This window comes from Nostoc sp., assembly GCF_036917655.1.
Lineage (GTDB): Bacteria > Cyanobacteriota > Cyanobacteriia > Cyanobacteriales > Nostocaceae > Nostoc.
Genome location: NZ_JBALCY010000074.1, coordinates 72,135 through 85,289, shown reverse-complemented (window position 1 = coordinate 85,289; position 13,155 = coordinate 72,135). Strand labels below are relative to the sequence as shown.

The window sequence follows — 13,155 nt, the reverse complement described above, 5'->3', positions numbered from 1 at the left end:
GACGAGACAATAGACCTCTTGCAAAAGTCCCTAACACCCCACTCCCAACCCCTCATCGCTTATGGGGAACTGGGGGCCCATCTGGGGATTAGGGGCAGGGAGACAAAGCGTAGCTTTGGCGGGGTGGGGTTCAAATTTATTGATTTATGCAAGAGGTCTAATCTCTAAAAGCTTGTTCTAAGAAGGCTTTTACCTTAAGTTGACACCAATGGCATCTTACCTGCCCAGCTTATGCAATTGAAATGTGGAACAGTTTAATAGCTGGATGATACGCCTGATAAATAATAATTGATTGGTCGTCATATTGTGCTAAAAAATGACGACCAGTTTTAAACCCGCGATTTACTGGGGTTTACCCTAATTTCTGTGCCAAGAGACTTTAGGCATAATTTGTTTGTGATCAACTCGTTCCTGATACTTGATGGCAAAGTTTAACAGAGAATCGAGTAGAGAATCAGAGAGTAAGTGAGGCTGTAAACCTAAATCGAGCAATTTGGTGTTTTTAGCGTTGAAGTAATGTTCTTCTTTCTCAACTCTGGGATTATCTAGGTGATTGATTTCTACGTTCAATCCCATAGCGTTACCAGCTTTTTTCACCATCAATGCTAAGTCGCCGACGCTGTATTGTTCGGTAAATTGGTTAAATACACGGAATTCACCAGCCTCGGCAGGGTTAGCGATCGCTAATTCCACACATCGGACTGTATCCCGAATATCCAAAAATCCGCGAGTTTGCCCACCTTTACCATAGACGGTTAGAGGGTGTGCGATCGCTGCTTGAATACAAAAGCGGTTCAGTGCTGTACCAAACACACCATCGTAATCCAGCCGATTAATCAATAGTTCGTCCATCCCCGTTTCTTCGGTTAAGACGCCATAGACTACACCCTGATTTAAATCCGTTGCCCGTAATCCCCAAATCCGGCAAGCAAAGTGGATGTTATGACTGTCATGGACTTTGCTTAAATGGTACATTGAACCGGGCTGCTTGGGATAAGGTAGGGTATCCTTGCGTCCATTGTGTTCAATGGTGATGTACCCTTCCTCGATGTCGATGTTGGGTGTACCATATTCACCCATCGTTCCCAACTTCACCAAATGACAGTCGGGGAAATCTTCCCGCATGGCGTACAGTAAGTTCAACGTCCCAACTACATTATTGACCTGGGTGAGAACTGCGTGTTCGCGGTCAATCATGGAAAATGGAGACGAACGCTGTTCACCAAAATGCACTAGGGCATTAGGCTGAAATTGATGTAACGTTTTGTTGAGAAATTCGTAATTAGTAATATCGCCGATGAACAGATCGATAGATTTACCCGTCAAATCTTGCCAGCGCTGGAGACGTTGCTGAATTAGTGCGATCGGAGTGAGAGTTTCAACACCAAGTTCATTATCCCAATGCCGCCGCACCAAACTATCTAAAATTCCAACTTCATAACCTCGATTGGAAAGGTAAAGAGCAGTTGCCCAACCGCAATATCCATCACCACCAATAACCAGGACTTTCATCAGAAAAATGGGTAGAAACCCCGTCCTTATAGGACGGCTTTATATTAATTTTGAGCATTACCGCCTTGGGGTTGTTGTATTCGGTGTACTTTTGTTTTGTACTTTCAACGGGACAATTACCCTTACGGGTTCGTCACTTCCTTCAACGGGGAGAACCCCCGCAACTCAGTGACTCACCGTTTCAAATTTGACAACCCTGTACGCATAATGGTTTGCTCTTTCGAGCCTCCCTTGCGGGGTTAAGTTAGCTTCGACCTGTTATAAGAGCTTGTTCGGCTTGCAGCACTGCTTCAGTGACCTTAAAACTGTTTAACTGCAAGCGACAGAGCCGGAGACTAGCTACGCATCTGCTGGGTGTCGTGACTCAAATAACGTTTACCTATTACTAGGTGGTCTGGTCAGAACGGCAAGAAGGATTTCTCTTTTCTTGCCTCATGCCTTTAGGCTGAGGTTCCTGACCTTCACCAGTTTTTACTCGCTGATAGCTAAATCTACCAGGTTTCTGTACCCTCTTAATCATTATTCTGAGGGAAATTGTGGATTTTGGGGGAGTGGGGAGATGAGGGAGAAGAATTAATAACCGATGCCCCATGCCCCATTAAGACTTTGAAATCCGATACTGCTGGGCAATGTAATAAAATAAACGATAATAATTTTGAAATTCTTGGCTCTTGCTTCGTCCTTGCCAATAGTATTTCACTTGACTCTGAGTTAGTGTCAGTGTCATCGAACCTACTTGTTGATTAACTTCTACAACCAATACTCCAGATAATCCTTGAGCGGTCTGAAAGTTGGGTTTTATCTTTTTCACCGACTCTTGGTCTGTAACAATCGAATTTGGTAGCTGCTGACTTGCCCACCCCCGAATTTCCACTGAGTTATGCTGTTGTGAAATAAACGCAATTCCATCACCATTTGCTGGTGCTGCTAAACAAGTCCAGTTACTCGGATATGGAAATTCAAAGCCATAACGGGAGTTGCTATAAGTTTTCCAGGCGATCGCTCCGGCGTTAAAATCATTTGCAGTACAACCCCACAGAATTATAAACAGGGCAATGACTCCGCTAACGCTGGCGGCAAACCGATAAATTCTTCGCCCCAAACTACAGATTTTATTAGCAGTAGCCATTTACATTACACATTTTGCCAAAGTTACTGATTTTATAGAAATACCAGAAACTCAGATCAATAGTTCCAAATCTTATAGTCAGACCTTTAAGACTTAGGTTTAAGCAACTCGACTTTTAGCATGGTCACGCTTGAATAGTGGAGTTAAACGCCTTGGATGTACTACCAGACAGTGTAAAACTTCAACCTCAAATTTTTTCTCCCCTGCAACCAGGAGACAGAGTTTCGCTGGGGCAGGGAGATAAAATAACTTTCATGTTTAGGGTGCAGCAGCACTCTGCAATCTGCCACAAAAAATCCTACGCCAAACTCCGCGCCAACAAAAATTACAGCACCTGCGATCGCTAAAGAACAGGAAGATCAAGTAGTCCTTGCCATTAAGCTTATTGGTTTAGGGCTAATCCTAGCAGGGATTGCATTTTTAAGTACAAGCATTTATATCAGTGTTTATTTACGCAGCACACCTGGAATTTTGCTGTGTATGGGAGGTGTAGTAGCTCTAAATTGGGGTGGGCGCGATCATCGGAAACTGGGATGGGTGTTGATTGGCATCGGAATTGCTCTATTCATCGCCAGTGGTGTTGTAATCGGCTCAGTTTCTCTTTTTTCTATGCTAGTGTCATTCGCTGGCATCTCGTGTGGATATCAGTTGTTTACAACCGGAAAGGTGTTTAACTTTAATCCGCTTACGCTCCAAATAATTAAAAAATAAGCCAAGTCAGGCAATCATTGCTTCATCGTTAATTGGCGATTTAAGAAAAATCTCGGCTGCCCCTCCTTGTTCAGAAGGTTATACACCCAAGTTATTAATTTCTGTTCGCTTTTTAAACAGTTTTGATAAAAGACTTTTAAGAATATGTGGAAAAAGCGCGGGCCCTGGTAAAAAGACAATACCCAACTGTTGCATCAATCCAAGTGCATCGCCTTGCCCCCAATGCTCTACAATTTTGCCCTTTTCAACGCGATCAATATGCATGATTGATAACTTAATTTGCTTACCTGTTGAAGGAAGACCTTGGAAGTCACCAAGATGCGTAGCTGTAAATGTTCCACAAGTAACGACTCTATCTCCTTCAACAAGCACTTGGTCAAATGTATGTTGACCGTTCGTAAAGGCTAAGTAAAAAGCCATACCGAACTGTTTAAAACCTTCACTGTCAAGAGGGGCAGGTGTCCCAGCCATGTGAGCGACAAAATTAGGGGCGAGAAGTGCCAAGGCTTGGCTAATATTCCGCCTGTCGAAAGCTCCATAGAACTGAAGAACGATATCTCTATTTTGTTCAGTTGGACTTATTTCCTTACACATACAGCTTTACAAATAGCTTATCTAATAATTTATCGTCCCACACAGTTTATAAACAGCATTTTTAGGTTATTGTAAACAAATGTAACAAAAATGGCGTTAAAACGTTTTGCCGTCTTGACAAGCAAGAAAAGAACCGATAACTTATATACATACCCGGGTAAGACCGTTAAAGAGTTATATGCAAACGCAAACTAAGCAAAAGGTCACTTTGTATTTATCGCCAGAGTTGCACAGAAAACTGAAGATTCGTTCAGCAGTCGATTCCGAACCAATGTCAGAACTTGCCGAACGTGCCCTTGGTTTTTACCTGTCTAATTCAGAAGTAGTTGATGAGTTAGAAGATTCTTCTTATGGGCGGACTCATAGAGTTTATTCATGCCCAACTTGTGATAGCTCACTAGTCTTGCGTGATGGGGAACTGGTTACTTTGGGCAATCAACCAGGAGTAGTTGGTCAAGAGCATCTTTCTATTGATGAGATGGATGAAGATGAAACCAATCCCAAGGGTGAGGAAGAGTTAGTTCCTTGCTAAATAGATAGGAATTATGAATTATTCATTCATGATTCGGTTGTCTTTACCAGAAGCAATGTCTCTACTGTCTCTATAAGGTCTCAAGTAGGTCGAAGTATGAAAGATGAAGAGCTCAAGATCCTAATTCAAGCTCAATACCCTTTAATCTACCTTGTGACCTCCGAGGAAGAGCGGGCCGAGCAAGCAGTTTCCACAATCGCCCAGTTGTTAAAGCCCCAGCGCCGAGTATTTATTTGGACAGTAACGCACGGGATTGTGGAGTATGGTCAACCCCGGAATGTCACCCAACATAATACGGTGTCTCCAGAGGCGGCGATTGAGTGGATAATCCGGCAGAAAGAACCAAGTATATTTATTCTTAAAGATTTACATCCCTTTATTGATGCGCCTGCAACAAATAGATCGCTACGTGATGCGATCGCTAGTTTCAAAGGTATGCAAAAGAACATCATTTTGATGTCGCCGATGCAACAAGTACCTATAGAACTGGAGAAGGAAGTTGTTGTTATCGACTTTACACTGCCAGATATGGCTGACTTGAATAAAGTACTGACAGATCATATAGACCAAAATCGTGGTCGGCGGTTGACAACAGAAGCGCGAGAAAAACTTCTCAGAGCAGCTTTGGGTCTAACTAAAGATGAAGCTGAGAAAGTCTACCGAAAGGCACAGGTAACTAAAGGGCGTTTGACGGAAGATGAAGTAGATATCGTTTTATCTGAGAAAAAGCAACTAATTCGGCGCAATGGGATCTTAGAATACATTGAAGAAGATGAAACCATTGATGCTGTAGGTGGCTTAGACGAGTTAAAAAGATGGCTCAAGCAACGCTCTAACGCTTTTACCGAAAGAGCGAGAGAGTATGGTTTGCCTCAACCAAAGGGGATGTTAATTCTCGGAGTTCCCGGTTGCGGTAAATCCTTAATTGCCAAAACTACTTCCCGACTGTGGGGTTTACCACTGTTGCGGTTGGATATGGGGCGAGTCTACGACGGCTCAATGGTGGGACGAAGTGAAGCAAATCTGCGGAACGCCCTGAAAACAGCAGAATCTATTTCCCCAGCGATTTTGTTTATCGATGAATTGGATAAATCCTTTGCTGGTAGTGGAGGTTCCTCTGATTCTGATGGGGGGACTTCAAGTAGAATCTTCGGCTCTTTCCTCACATGGATGCAAGATAAGAAGTCACCAGTGTTTGTGATGGCAACTGCCAACAGAGTAGAACGCTTACCTGGCGAATTCTTGAGGAAAGGACGCTTTGATGAGATTTTCTTTGTGGATCTGCCAACACCGGAAGAACGGCAGCAGATTTTCAATATTCACCTGACGAAACGCCGTGAAGACATCTCTCGATTTGATCTTGAGCAACTAGCCAAGATGTCTGATGGCTTTTCTGGGGCAGAAGTTGAGCAAGCGATCGTTGCGGCAATGTATGAAGCTTTTGCCCAAGATCGGGAGTTCACCCAACTAGATATTATTGCTGCACTGAAGGCAACCTTGCCGCTGTCTCGAACGATGCAAGAACAAGTAACGGCTCTGAGAGATTGGGCCAGACAGCGCGCCCGCCCCGCAGCATCCTCCGTAGCTGAATATCAGCGAATGGAGTTTTAAAAGCTTTCCTCTGCCATCCCAGGGGGAAAGGCTAGCTCTGAATGCTAGCAGTTATAAGAAAAGCCGCATCCTGATAAGCGCGGCTTCGCCGAAAACAAACCGTTGTCGTTTTTCTCAATCTTCTAATTGGAGGAAACCCAAATGTCTCACTTTAGCACCCTGCGTACCAAGATCACCGATGCCGAAATCCTCAAGGCTTCCTTGCGCGACTTAGGTATCAGCGTAAAGACTGAAGCTGATGTCCGTGGTTATAACGGTCAGCGTGTCCGTTCTGACATCGTTGCTATGTTGGATGGCGAATATGACCTCGGCTGGTCTCGCAACAGCGATGGTTCTTTTGACCTAATCGCTGACTTGTGGGGAGTTGCTAAGAAGCACAACCAAACCGAGTTGATCAACTCTATCAACCAAAAGTATGCAGTTAACAAAACTTTGGCTGAAGTAAAACAACGCGGTCTGCAAAACGCTAACGTGAAGTTGGTATTGCAATAACAATTTCTCTGCGCGTTCCCAAAGCTGCACGGGTTAACCATATAAATAGCGGTTAACCCGCTTTTTTATCGGGACTGAGATTTATTTCTCAGTCACGATTTTTGATGAGTCTAGTCAATACTAATTTCAAATTAGTAATTTTATTTCATCGTAGTAACATTGATGTATTCAGCATGACAACCAAGCTTATTTTTAATTAACTTAAGAAGTTCTGCTTTATGTTCAAGCAACCATTCAGGATTGTTACTAGGGTATAAATATATGTTGTAAGTGTAAGTGTATACCTCCCAATCAATTTTGGAAACTGCTTTACAATGATAAAAGAAGTTAACTACTCTTGTTAGAGCCTTTATAGCCTTTTCGCCTTCTGATGTAAATGATAAATCAAGATTTTTTGGAATACTCAATTTTGTTGTATTACACCGAAAATCAATTTCATTCTGGCCTTTACATCTATTGCAAGTAATACACAAGGTTTGTAAGTTTTCTATAGATGTTTTACCACCCATAGAAAACGGTTTAATATGATCTATTTGTAATTTACCTTTGGTATTGACTCCACAACATAGGCAAGCATACCCGTCTCGTTTTTTAACTTCTTCTTTTTTTGCTTCGGTTGGTTCTCTATCGTCTTCTTCTGATCGAATAATCACAAGTCGAGTAGTTTCACCTTCAGACTTAAGATTAATAATTTCAGACTTAGGATTAATAATGTTTCTAATTGCTGCATCAACAGCTGTTTCAAATCGAATCAAGCTTTTGTAAAAAACTTTCCACAATGTTTCGGGCTGAGAAAACTCCTTGTCTAAATATTCGTATTTTAAGGGAGATGAAAAATCAATTACTTTATAAGCAATTTTATCTAAGTCATAGGTTTCTCTTTGCTCAAATGAATGGTATTCTGGTGCAGATTGATATGGATCTTGAGCAATATGGCGAACAATCTTAATTAAATCTGACTCAAGCTTTTGTCCAATATCATCAGTTTTGCGGTCAAAATATTCATTTATCCATTTTTTAATTTTAGGCTGCATCAATTCATCATCAAGATATTCTTTAGACCATTCATCTAGTAAGTTTGCAGAAGGAATGGATTTAATAAAAGCCTTAAATTTGTCTTTCGTATGTTCATATACCATGACAAATTCAGTAGATGCTTCTATTGATTCATGCTTATTATCAGCGTCAGCATATACAATTTCAGTTTTATACCATCCAATAGGACATATTTTTTTGTATTCTATTTTATACTCCCCACCACTCTCAATTGACTTCGATAATTCTTCGATTAGACGAATTGATATATATTCCAGTGGATAATGTCCTATTACAACAGGTTTTGGATCATCTCTTGTTTCACCAGGTTCTGGTTCTGCCCAATCAATTAAACGTTTCCATTCATCGAAGAATAAAACAATATTTGCCTCACTGCTACCTCTTACTTTTTCACCCCTTAATGCTCTACCAATCATTTGAGTCATTAAGATAGAGCTTGTTGTTTGGCGAGTAATAAATACGGTCTGAACATTAGGAACATCAACACCCTCTGTTAGCATTCGTACATTGATTAAAACATCAAGCTTACCATCTCTAAATTCCTCCATAATCCTTTGATTATCAGTTTGAGTACGTTTCTTTCTTGCCTCCGCAGAACCTGGATCAGCATCTATATGTGAATAAATTGCGTCTACTTTAATGTCCTTTTTAAGAAGCTGACCCTTTTCGAGAAGCTTTTCTTTTATATAGACGCATTGAAACCAACGGTCAGCAAAGATAATAGTTTTGCCATAAGCATCTTTATTTGATATATAAGTGTCTACTATAAAATTGTTTCTATCTTTATCAGTTGCAAGTTTCTCAATAATCGATTCTGGGAGGTCTTTATGTTGCTTAACTAGTCGGTCGTATAATCCGTCATCCACTTCCCATTTTTTCCCCGTTGACACTTCAATATAGTTAGGTCTTGCCAAAACTCCTTGTAATATTAAACTTTCTTTTTTAGCTTCATAAATAATTCCATTTTCAAATATTTTCCAAAGCCAACCCTTTTTAGCCTTATCATTATAAGTTGGTGTAGCTGTTAGACCCAGCAGATTTAGATTTAATTCTGGAAATAACCCTCGAAATCCTAAAGCAGAATCGTTTTCACCAATTAATAAGTTTCTGCAACCATAAGCTGGTGAATGGTGAGCTTCATCAACTACTACAAAAAGCCCTGTTTTTTTACAACTATCAATAAATTTTCTGAAAGCTGTCTCAAACTTTTTACCAGAGTTGTCTACATGATTAGGATGTAAATTATTGATAGCTGTTTGTATTGTCATAATGACAATATCATCATTCAGTTGTATAGATGAGGCTTCTGCATGAGAAGGATTACTAGAAACGCACCGAATATTTAACGTTTTCTTCGGCTCTGGAATGTCCTTAGCACCTTTTTCAAAGGTATCGTATGCTTGATCCAAGAGGTAAAATGAAGGAGCTAACCAAAGGATTTTAATATTTTTAGGGATTACATGGTCACATAACCATCTGACAGCCGTAAATGTCTTGCCAGCACCTGTAGGAAGTACTAAAATTCCACTACCAGGTTTTTCACTGCCAAATTTAAATGTTTTGCTCAGGGCTTCAAATGCCTGAATTTGATGCGGGAAGGGTGTTTTAGAGTGGTGGTTAGCAGATTGATCTCTTAATTGATCAAGTTTGATAGATTTGTATTTGATGGATTCGGACATTAGAGTATTTTCCTAGTGATGCAGATGAAATTTGACCTCTAGGTTAGTTTGCCCATAATGTATGCTTCAAACTATCATGCCTTGAAATTTATTCTTTACCAAGCCTGACTTAAATCTCAGATAAACCAAGGTAGTAACACTTAATGAACCCTTAAGCTAGTGAGTCAGATTCCTGAAGAAGTCTGGGCGCGAATACGAATACAGGCAAATAATCAATGTGGTTATTGCCGTAGTCTCCAAAAGTATGTTCTAGGAATTCAATCACAAACTAGTACAAACTTTTTTCGCAGTTCGAGTTAATGCATCCATTTTTTAGCTGAGGTACAAGTTATGAATATCACACTAAAGTCAGAAATAGAGCAATTTATTCAAGCGCAAATTGCAAGTGGTAGATTTGCTAGTGTAGAGGATGTCATCAATGAAGCTTTTAAGTTGCTTCAAGAAAGAGAACGGCGAATTGAAGAATTACGCCAAAAAATTGCTGTAGGAACTGAACAAATCGCTAAAGGACAAGTAACTGACGGCGAAGTTGTTTTCGCTAGATTTCAAGAAAAAATTCGGAAAATTGCTGAGGAGTCTGAAGAATGAGTAGTTATTCATTTTCAGATGAAGCAATTCAAGATTTAGATCAAATTTGTGAATATATTGCTCACAGTAACCCAAAAGCAGCTAGTAAGCTTTTTGATGATATTCGTAAGAAGTGTAAGTTAGTAGCATATTTTCCCAGTATGGGGAAAAGTTACAGAAGACTTGTAACGAATCTGCGCGGGTTTGTTGTGGATGATTACATTATATTTTACTATCCCAGCAAGGATGGAATTCTTGTTACTCGTGTTGCAAGTGGTTATAGAGATTTAGAATCTTTGTTTGAAGATGATGAATAAATTTTTGAGTTTTAGTTAGGAACCTCGAACGGTTCACCGCAAAGTCTTTTAAGGTTGTCTAATACCTCAACCGCAATATTAGGACGATAAATAAAAACTTGGCGTTGTTTTCTATCAATTAACCAACCAAGTTGCGTGCCATTATCGATATACTCTTGCATCTTACATCTTGTCTTGCAAAACTTGCAAGCGATGCCTACGGCGGTAAACTACGCTCTCAGAACGCAATTCAATCACAAACTCAGGACAAATCGGTGCAAATTTTTTTCGCAGTTCCAGTGGTATGGCTTCCCAGCGATCGCGTTTTATCCACGCTGCATCTGGCGATGTCTACGACGGGCTACGCCTACGCACCGCACCATTGGGCAAAGTAAACCCACCACTGGAACCAAACCCTACACCTGTACCATCTTGCTTTGTCCAAATACCCAACTGAACAATAATATCAAAGTTATGTTGATCAGTTTCGGAACCGACAGGGGGCATAATGACTAATTCTCCCACAGCATTGCGTTCGATGCGAAAATCGCGGTTTAGCTGACAAAATTCATAAAACTGGTCATTGGTAATTGCGTAGGCGTAGCCCGTCGTAGACATCGCAGGTTGCAATTGCAAGACCATTGGTATAATTTGTGTAGCTATAGGTAAGTTGGTATTCATAATTGATTTTTGGGACTTCACCTGTCTTCAGGATATATTTTGCCAAAATTTTAGGGGTGGTTTCGTAACCACCCCTTTATTCCCCTAATAATTAGAATTTACTTGCAGCCCCGTTAATGGGAAGTTAATTTACTCAGAAATATCAATCAAACTTTCAACTTGAGAATTAGCCAATGTTGGTGCAGAGAAAATCCGCGAGTACAGACTTGATGGTTGCTCATCAGCAACAATTGGTAGAACTTGACGAGCATGGGCGGCTAATTCTACTGCCTTCACATCATAAGTCTGCGTTGCCAATTTGGGATAGAAACCGATACCGATGATTGGCAGCAGCAAACAAGCGGTAATAAATATTTCGCGGGGTTTGACATCAGATATTACAGCATCCAAGTGCAACTCTTGATTTTGTTCACCGTAGAATACTTGACGCAGCATCGATAGTAAATAAATCGGTGTCAAAATCACGCCAACTGCTGACAGCAGCACGACTACAACTTTGAAGCTGGAACTGTAAACATCACTGGTGGCGATACCGAGAAACACCATCAACTCACCCACAAAACCACTCATTCCGGGTAAGGCGAGAGAAGCCATTGAACCAATGGTAAACAGAGCAAAGGTTTTGGGCATTACTTTGGCCATCCCGCCCATTTTATCCATCATCAAGGTGTGGGTGCGATCGTAAGTCACGCCAGACAGGAAGAATAAGCTAGCAGCAATCAAGCCGTGGGAAACCATCTGTAACACTGCACCGCTGATACCTAGTTCTGTGTAGGAGGCAATCCCAATCAGCACAAACCCCATGTGGGCAATTGAAGAGTAAGCCAAGCGGCGTTTGAGATTGGTTTGGGCAAAGGCACAGCAAGCACCGTAGACAATGTTCACTACACCCAAAATCGCTAACACTGGCGCAAAAGTCACATGGGCATTGGGCAACATTTCCACATTGAAGCGGATGAGGGCATAACCACCCATTTTTAACAACACACCAGCCAAAATCATCGAACCGGGTGCTGATGCTTCACCGTGGGCATCAGGTAGCCAAGTGTGTAAGGGGAAAATCGGCAACTTTACACCGAAAGCAATCAAGAAACCTGCATAAACCAACAATTCCAAGGTTTTGGGGTATTCTTTCATTCCCAGAGTCGCCATGTCGAAGGTGACGGTATCTCCAGAGAATGCCATTGCAAAACCTGCTACCAAAATAAATATTGATGCAGCGGCGGTGTAAAGAATGAACTTGGTAGCTGCATAACGGCGGTTTTGTCCTCCCCAGATGGAAATCAGCAGGTAAACCGGCACTAACTCGATTTCCCACATCAGGAAGAACAGCAGCAAATCCTGGGCGACAAATACGCCAAGCTGGGCGCTGTACATCGCTAACATCAAACCATAAAATAATCGCGGCTTGGTGGTAATTTTCCAAGCCGCGAATATTGCGAGGGTATTTATTAAGCCTGTCAGAAGCAGTAAGGGCATCGATAAACCATCAACCCCCACAGCCCAATGCAAACCCAACTGCGGTATCCAAGGATAGTTTTCTACAAGTTGGAGTGCTGAACTCTGGAAGTCGTACTTATACCAAAAAGCATAAATCATCAGTGCAAAGTCGGCGATCGCAACTCCCAAAGCATACCACCGGACAGTTGTACCTTCTTTGTCTGGGATTAGGGGGATGGCTAAGGCAGCCACCAAGGGTAAGAGGATTATGGCTGTTAGCCAGGGAAATTCAATAGCATTCATCACTTCTGACAATCATTTGCCTTCTCGCTTTTAATTACATTATATTAAGTAATTTATACTTTTGTAACCTATATTGAACTCCAGAAGATTAAATTTTTTCTTTTGACATGAATATATACTCATCGAATGTCAATTTTTCAGGATAAATTAAGAATAAATACTTATGGGATTTTGCCGCTTTCCATTTTAAATGTAAACTTTTGCAACGTCAACAAAAAACGGCAGCTAAAGCCACCGTTACATATTATGGTTAAGCCCAATCATCAGGGCTATGGCAGTTCTCGTTTGGATGCAAGATAAGGTAGGGGCACAGCATTGCTGTGCCCCTACCAGTCGTCTGTATTTTGTCTCGTTTTTGTCTCGTTCTAAGTCTCCGACTGGGAATGCCTAATGGGGGCTGCCGCCTCCCTGACTCGCGGCAGAGCCGCCTTTTTGCACTTGCATTTCCAGCCGGAGGCTGTAAACGAGGTTTTAAAGGGGTTTGGGCTTAAGTTAACATCAATGGGCAAGATGCCTACCCTACAAGAGTTTGATGAAATTTGGTTATGCAAA

11 protein-coding genes and 1 pseudogene are annotated in these 13,155 nt (G+C 41.3%); 6 read left to right on the top strand and 6 right to left on the bottom strand.

Annotated features, from left to right (window positions below):
- Positions 1–357: 357 nt before the first annotated feature.
- On the bottom strand, positions 358–1,512 hold the full coding sequence (locus tag V7K30_RS27450) for an NAD-dependent epimerase/dehydratase family protein (protein ID WP_335004750.1): 1,155 nt from the start codon (positions 1,510–1,512) through the stop codon (positions 358–360).
- Positions 1,513–2,110: 598 nt separating this feature from the next.
- Entirely contained in the window at positions 2,111–2,641 is a 531-nt protein-coding gene (locus V7K30_RS27445) for a hypothetical protein (RefSeq protein WP_335004748.1), read from the bottom strand.
- Positions 2,642–2,793: 152 nt separating this feature from the next.
- On the opposite strand from V7K30_RS27445, the gene V7K30_RS27440 reads away from it, so the two are divergent.
- Positions 2,794–2,988: a hypothetical protein gene (locus V7K30_RS27440; protein ID WP_335004746.1), complete on the top strand. Its 195-nt coding sequence runs from the start codon at positions 2,794–2,796 to the stop codon at positions 2,986–2,988.
- Positions 2,989–3,430: 442 nt separating this feature from the next.
- Here the strand turns inward: V7K30_RS27440 and V7K30_RS27435 are convergent, their stop codons facing one another.
- The gene (locus tag V7K30_RS27435) at positions 3,431–3,946 is read right to left on the bottom strand and encodes an ester cyclase (RefSeq protein ID WP_335004744.1); all 516 of its coding nucleotides are present in this window, start codon (positions 3,944–3,946) and stop codon (positions 3,431–3,433) included.
- A gap of 178 nt (positions 3,947–4,124) precedes the next feature.
- On the opposite strand from V7K30_RS27435, the gene V7K30_RS27430 reads away from it, so the two are divergent.
- The 3 genes from V7K30_RS27430 (at position 4,125) to V7K30_RS27420 (ending at position 6,581) form a co-directional block, all read left to right on the top strand.
- Positions 4,125–4,478 (top strand): hypothetical protein, encoded by a 354-nt coding sequence (locus V7K30_RS27430; protein ID WP_335004742.1) that lies wholly within the window; start codon positions 4,125–4,127, stop codon positions 4,476–4,478.
- Between the two features lie 96 nt (positions 4,479–4,574).
- Positions 4,575–6,089 (top strand): stress-responsive protein Ycf46, encoded by a 1,515-nt coding sequence (ycf46, locus tag V7K30_RS27425; RefSeq protein ID WP_335004740.1) that lies wholly within the window; start codon positions 4,575–4,577, stop codon positions 6,087–6,089.
- Between the two features lie 141 nt (positions 6,090–6,230).
- Positions 6,231–6,581: a DUF1257 domain-containing protein gene (locus tag V7K30_RS27420; protein WP_012407317.1), complete on the top strand. Its 351-nt coding sequence runs from the start codon at positions 6,231–6,233 to the stop codon at positions 6,579–6,581.
- A gap of 140 nt (positions 6,582–6,721) precedes the next feature.
- Here the strand turns inward: V7K30_RS27420 and V7K30_RS27415 are convergent, their stop codons facing one another.
- Positions 6,722–9,316 carry a DEAD/DEAH box helicase family protein gene (locus V7K30_RS27415; protein WP_335004738.1) on the bottom strand — a complete coding sequence of 865 codons (2,595 nt, stop codon included), beginning with the start codon at positions 9,314–9,316 and terminating at the stop codon, positions 6,722–6,724.
- 330 nt (positions 9,317–9,646) lie between these two features.
- Here V7K30_RS27415 and V7K30_RS27410 point away from each other — a divergent pair, with 330 nt between their 5' ends.
- Both V7K30_RS27410 and V7K30_RS27405 read left to right on the top strand, forming a co-directional pair.
- Entirely contained in the window at positions 9,647–9,904 is a 258-nt protein-coding gene (locus tag V7K30_RS27410; RefSeq protein ID WP_335004736.1) for a type II toxin-antitoxin system ParD family antitoxin, read from the top strand.
- Positions 9,901–10,200, top strand: a complete 300-nt coding sequence (locus tag V7K30_RS27405) for a type II toxin-antitoxin system RelE/ParE family toxin (protein WP_335004734.1) — start codon at positions 9,901–9,903, stop codon at positions 10,198–10,200. The genes V7K30_RS27410 and V7K30_RS27405 overlap by 4 nt, the downstream gene beginning before the upstream one ends.
- Before the next feature lie 11 nt (positions 10,201–10,211).
- Here V7K30_RS27405 and V7K30_RS27400 read toward each other — a convergent pair.
- Positions 10,212–10,860: pseudogene (locus V7K30_RS27400) on the bottom strand (Uma2 family endonuclease).
- 129 nt (positions 10,861–10,989) lie between these two features.
- A complete protein-coding gene (locus tag V7K30_RS27395) occupies positions 10,990–12,603 on the bottom strand; it encodes an NAD(P)H-quinone oxidoreductase subunit 4 (RefSeq protein ID WP_335004733.1) in 1,614 nt (537 codons plus the stop codon).
- Between the last annotated feature and the right edge of the window lie 552 nt (positions 12,604–13,155).

Excerpts from the sequence above, each read along its gene's own strand:
- V7K30_RS27450 (WP_335004750.1), bottom strand. The coding sequence starts at position 1,512 with ATGAAAGTCCTGGTTATTGGTGGTGATGGATATTGCGGTTGGGCAACT.
- V7K30_RS27445 (WP_335004748.1), bottom strand. The coding sequence starts at position 2,641 with ATGGCTACTGCTAATAAAATCTGTAGTTTGGGGCGAAGAATTTATCGG.
- V7K30_RS27435 (WP_335004744.1), bottom strand. The coding sequence starts at position 3,946 with ATGTGTAAGGAAATAAGTCCAACTGAACAAAATAGAGATATCGTTCTT.
- V7K30_RS27430 (WP_335004742.1), top strand. The coding sequence starts at position 4,125 with ATGCAAACGCAAACTAAGCAAAAGGTCACTTTGTATTTATCGCCAGAG.
- ycf46 (WP_335004740.1), top strand. The coding sequence starts at position 4,575 with ATGAAAGATGAAGAGCTCAAGATCCTAATTCAAGCTCAATACCCTTTA.
- V7K30_RS27420 (WP_012407317.1), top strand. The coding sequence starts at position 6,231 with ATGTCTCACTTTAGCACCCTGCGTACCAAGATCACCGATGCCGAAATC.
- V7K30_RS27415 (WP_335004738.1), bottom strand. The coding sequence starts at position 9,316 with ATGTCCGAATCCATCAAATACAAATCTATCAAACTTGATCAATTAAGA.
- V7K30_RS27410 (WP_335004736.1), top strand. The coding sequence starts at position 9,647 with ATGAATATCACACTAAAGTCAGAAATAGAGCAATTTATTCAAGCGCAA.
- V7K30_RS27405 (WP_335004734.1), top strand. The coding sequence starts at position 9,901 with ATGAGTAGTTATTCATTTTCAGATGAAGCAATTCAAGATTTAGATCAA.
- V7K30_RS27395 (WP_335004733.1), bottom strand. The coding sequence starts at position 12,603 with ATGAATGCTATTGAATTTCCCTGGCTAACAGCCATAATCCTCTTACCC.